The organism is Massilia sp. UBA6681 (assembly GCF_002454935.1).
GTDB lineage: Bacteria > Pseudomonadota > Gammaproteobacteria > Burkholderiales > Burkholderiaceae_D > Telluria > Telluria varians.
This window is the reverse complement of the sequence record NZ_DKJX01000114.1, coordinates 1-3721: the sequence shown is the minus strand read 5'-3', so window position 1 is coordinate 3721 and position 3721 is coordinate 1. Positions and strand designations below refer to the sequence as shown.

The 3721-nt window shown below is 67.9% G+C and carries 3 protein-coding genes and 1 pseudogene; 3 read left to right on the top strand and 1 reads right to left on the bottom strand.

Annotated features, from left to right (window positions below; translation table 11 throughout):
• The 3 genes from B2R83_RS21405 to B2R83_RS21395 all read left to right on the top strand — a co-directional run.
• On the top strand, window positions 1–340 hold a 340-nt coding region (locus tag B2R83_RS21405; RefSeq protein ID WP_349681071.1), incomplete at its 5' end, for an FAD-dependent oxidoreductase.
• A gap of 103 nt (window positions 341–443) precedes the next feature.
• Complete coding sequence (locus tag B2R83_RS21400; RefSeq protein WP_292044804.1) at window positions 444–1145, top strand: sensor histidine kinase; 702 nt, start codon at window positions 444–446, stop codon at window positions 1143–1145.
• On the top strand, window positions 1142–2857 hold the full coding sequence (locus B2R83_RS21395) for a tetratricopeptide repeat protein (RefSeq protein ID WP_292044803.1): 1716 nt from the start codon (window positions 1142–1144) through the stop codon (window positions 2855–2857). Before B2R83_RS21400 ends, B2R83_RS21395 begins: the two co-directional genes overlap by 4 nt.
• A gap of 1 nt (window position 2858) precedes the next feature.
• Here the strand turns inward: B2R83_RS21395 and B2R83_RS21390 are convergent.
• Window positions 2859–3721: pseudogene (locus B2R83_RS21390) on the bottom strand (hypothetical protein); the annotation flags it as partial.

The following is a 3721-nucleotide window of genomic DNA, read 5'->3' as shown; positions in this document are numbered from 1 at the left end:
TGACCAGCTGGCTGCCGCAGGGGCGCCGCTGGCCGGCCGCGTGGGTTTCCGCTGCGTGGCGCCGGACCGCCTGCCGCTGGTCGGCCGCCTGCCGGACTTCGGCGTCGCAGGCAGGACCGAACGCCTGCGCGACGTGCCGCGCCACCCTGGCCTGCATGCGCTGCTCGGCTATGCCTCGCGCGGCCTGATCTGGGCGCCGCTGGCGGCGGAACTGCTGGCGGCCCAGCTCGAGGGCGAGCCGCTGCCGCTGGAAACAAACCTGGTCGATGCGCTCGACCCGGCACGCTTCGTCCTGCGCGCCCGCCGAGCGCCACGTGGACCCGTTTCGGCGGATGAATAGCGTGTTGCGTTAGCGCAATAAGTTACATTCCACCAGAAAGTGTCAAATCGCCGGCGGTATAATTGACTTACGGTAATTTTTAGGCTGGAAGCCGGCCAATTCGATGGAAGACCCACACTCGTCCCTGTCCATTTTCCTCGCGTCGACTGCGCACGACATGAAGAATTCGATCAGCGTCCTGTCCGGCACGCTCGAGCGCCTGCTCGACGACGCCTCGCCCGAGACCGAGAAGGCCTATCCGCAGATGGCGCAGATGCTGTACCAGACGCGCCGCCTGAACGACAACCTGATGCAGCTGCTGGCGCTGTACAAGCACGTCGGCACGCCGGAGTATCCCTTCGACGTGCAGCCGCTCGAAGTCGGCCAGCTGGCCGAGCAGGTCGTCGCCCTCGAACGGGTGCTGCTGGAGTCGCGCGGCATCGCGCTCGAGCTCGACGTCGATCCCGAGCTGGTCTGGCACTTCGACGAGGACCTGATCGTCGGCGTGGTCTCGCATGCCGTCAACAACGCCGTGCACTACACGCGCGACCGCATCTTCCTGGGCGCGCGCGAGCGCGATGGCTGGCTCGAGATCCGCGTCGAAGACAATGGCGTGGGTTTCCCGGCCACGCTGCTCGAGGCGGGGAGCGCGGCCATGAACGGCATGGCGTCCGGCGTCAACTTCACGACCAACAGCGCCGGCCTGGGCCTGCATTTCTCGCGCGAAGTCGCGCGCATGCACCGCCACCGCGAGCGCAGCGGCGCCGTGCGGCTCGAGAACGGCGGCCGGCTGGGCGGCGGCTGCTTCATCCTGACCCTGCCATGAACGCCGTGATCAACTCGCTGGCGGCGCCGAGCGCCGAACAGGTGGACTGGGCGTCCAAGACCTACCTCGTGGTCGACGACTTCATCGGCGTGCGCCAGCTGCTGCGCGAAGCCTTGCGCAGCCTGGGCGCGCGCAACATCGACCAGGCCTCCAGCGGCGGCGAGGCCATGGGCCTGCTCAACAAGACGCGCTACGACGTGGTGCTGTGCGACTTCAACCTCGGCGAGGGCAAGAATGGCCAGCAGGTGCTGGAAGAAGCGCGCATGCGCAACCTGCTGCTGCCCTCGAGCGTGTTCCTGATGGTGTCGGCCGAGAAGAGCGTGGAGTCGGTGATGGGGGCGGCCGAGCACCAGCCGGACGCTTACCTGGTCAAGCCGATCACCGAAGGCGTGCTCCTGAGCCGCCTGAACCGGGTGTGGCGCAAGAAGCAGGTGTTCAGCCTGATCGACCAGGCCTATGCCGAGAAGGACTACCTGCGCGCCGCCCGCTTGTGCGACGAGCAGATCGCGCTGAGCAAGGCGCACGAGATCGACCTGCTGCGCATGAAGGCGCGCCTGATGGAGAAAAGCGGCGAGCCGGCCAAGGCGCGCGAGACCTACGAGCGCGTGCTGGCGCAGCGCGAGTACCAGTGGGCGCGCTCCGGCCTGGCCAAGATCCGCATGGCCGACGGCGACTATGAGCAGGCGCGCCAGATGTTCCAGACCGTGATCGCCGAGAACCGCTACTACATCGATGCCTACGACCAGCTGGCGCTGGCCTGGCAAAAAATGGGCAAGCACGAGGAAGCGCTGAACGTGCTGGAGCGCGCGGCCAAGCTGTCGCCGAATTCCGTGCCGCGCCAGCGCAACCTCGGCCAGGCCAGCCTGAAGCTGGGGAACGTCGGCATGGCCGAGAAGGCCTTCCGCAAGTGCATCTCGATCGGCGAGTACTCGATCCGCAAGACGCCGGATGCCTATCTGGGACTGGCGCGCGTGTGCGGCCTGAAGAACGATCCGAAGGAAGCGCTGCAACTGCTGATCGCGGCGCAGCGCGAGTTCGGCGCCGACCATCCGGACATGGAACTGCGCACCAAGATCACCGAAGGCCTGGTGTACCACGAGAGCGGCGACTACCGCCGCGCGCGCAAGGCCGGCGACGAGCTGGAAGCGCTGCTGCAGTCGACCGGGGAACGGCCCGACGTGCCGACCTGCCTCGAGATGGCGATCCTGCTGTTCGCGGTGGGCGTCAAGGAAGCGCCGGTCGACCTGCTGTGCTACGTGATCCGCAACAACCACGACAACAGCTTCCTGCAGGACGAGGTGCAGCAGATCTTCGAAAAGGCGCGCATGGGCGAGGAGGGCGAAAAGCTGATCCGCGGCGCGCGCAAGGAAGCGATCGACCTGATGAACCAGGGCGTGCTGCTGTGGAAGACCGGCAAGCTGCCGCAAGCGGTCGAGTGGATGCGCAATGCCAGGGCAGCGCTGCCGCACAACGTGCGCATCCTGTTCAACTCGGCGCAAATCCTGATCTCGCACATGCAGCAGCGCGGCTACAGCGCCGAGCTGATGGAAGAAGCGCACGGGGTGCTGGCCCACGTCGACCGGGTGCAGCCCGGGCAGCAGCGCTTTGCCCAACTGATGGAGCAGTTGATGGCGCTGGTGCCGAAGGTGGAAGAGGAAGCAGCAAAGGAGGCGGCCGGCCCGGCTGCCGCCGGCCAGGCTGCTGCCGCCTGAGTCAGCGCCAGCTTCCCCGTACGTCTTCGCAACGCTGTCCCTGCGCGGCATTGCCGTGCCGCCGCGCCAGCTCCGCGCACAAGACCGCCACGTCGAGCCCGCCGTCGCGCGTGCGCGCCGCCTCCACCGCGCCGTCCAGCGCGCACTCGCCGATGTACTGCCCGAGCGCCCGGTAGCTCTCGAACTGGGTCTCGTCGAACCACTGGTCCACCGAGCTCTCGTGCGGATAGACGGGGTGCACCTTGCGGTAGTTGAGCAGGTCGGCGTTCTCGCGGCCGACGATGGCCGGCTTGATGTACAGCAGCGTGCCGTCCACGCCGCCCTGGTCCACCTGGCTGTAGCGCACCGTGCCGACCGCGCAGCTGGCGCCGCACAGGCCGCCGTCCAGCTGCGCCAGTTTCGAGACGTCGAGGTCGATGCGCACGTGCAGGTCGGTGCCGACCTTGCGGATCGCATTGCCGAGGTCCGCGAAGGCCAGGGCGCCGTCGCTGGCCACGTCCACCGCGATGATCAGGCGGCAGCGCCGCCGCACCAGTTCATAGATGCCGAGGTTGTCGAAATGCCCGCCGTCGGACAGGTAGACGTAGGTGGCGTCGGCATTGGTCAGGCCGAACAGCTCGGCCAGCAGGCTGAACAAACCCAGGCGCGGCGAGGACTGCTGCCAGGCCGCCTTGCGCGGATTGGGACACCAGCGGCCCAGGCGTACGTTGAACATCGTCATCAGGAAGTTCAGCGGCGGCGAGGAGTGTGCGCCCATGTTCGGGCTGGCCGCCGCGCCGGACACCGCGACTGCCATCCCGAGCCGCACGCCGGCATCGTCGTCGGCCCCGGCGCCCGAGCGCGCGCCGTAGGCGCCGGTGGGTC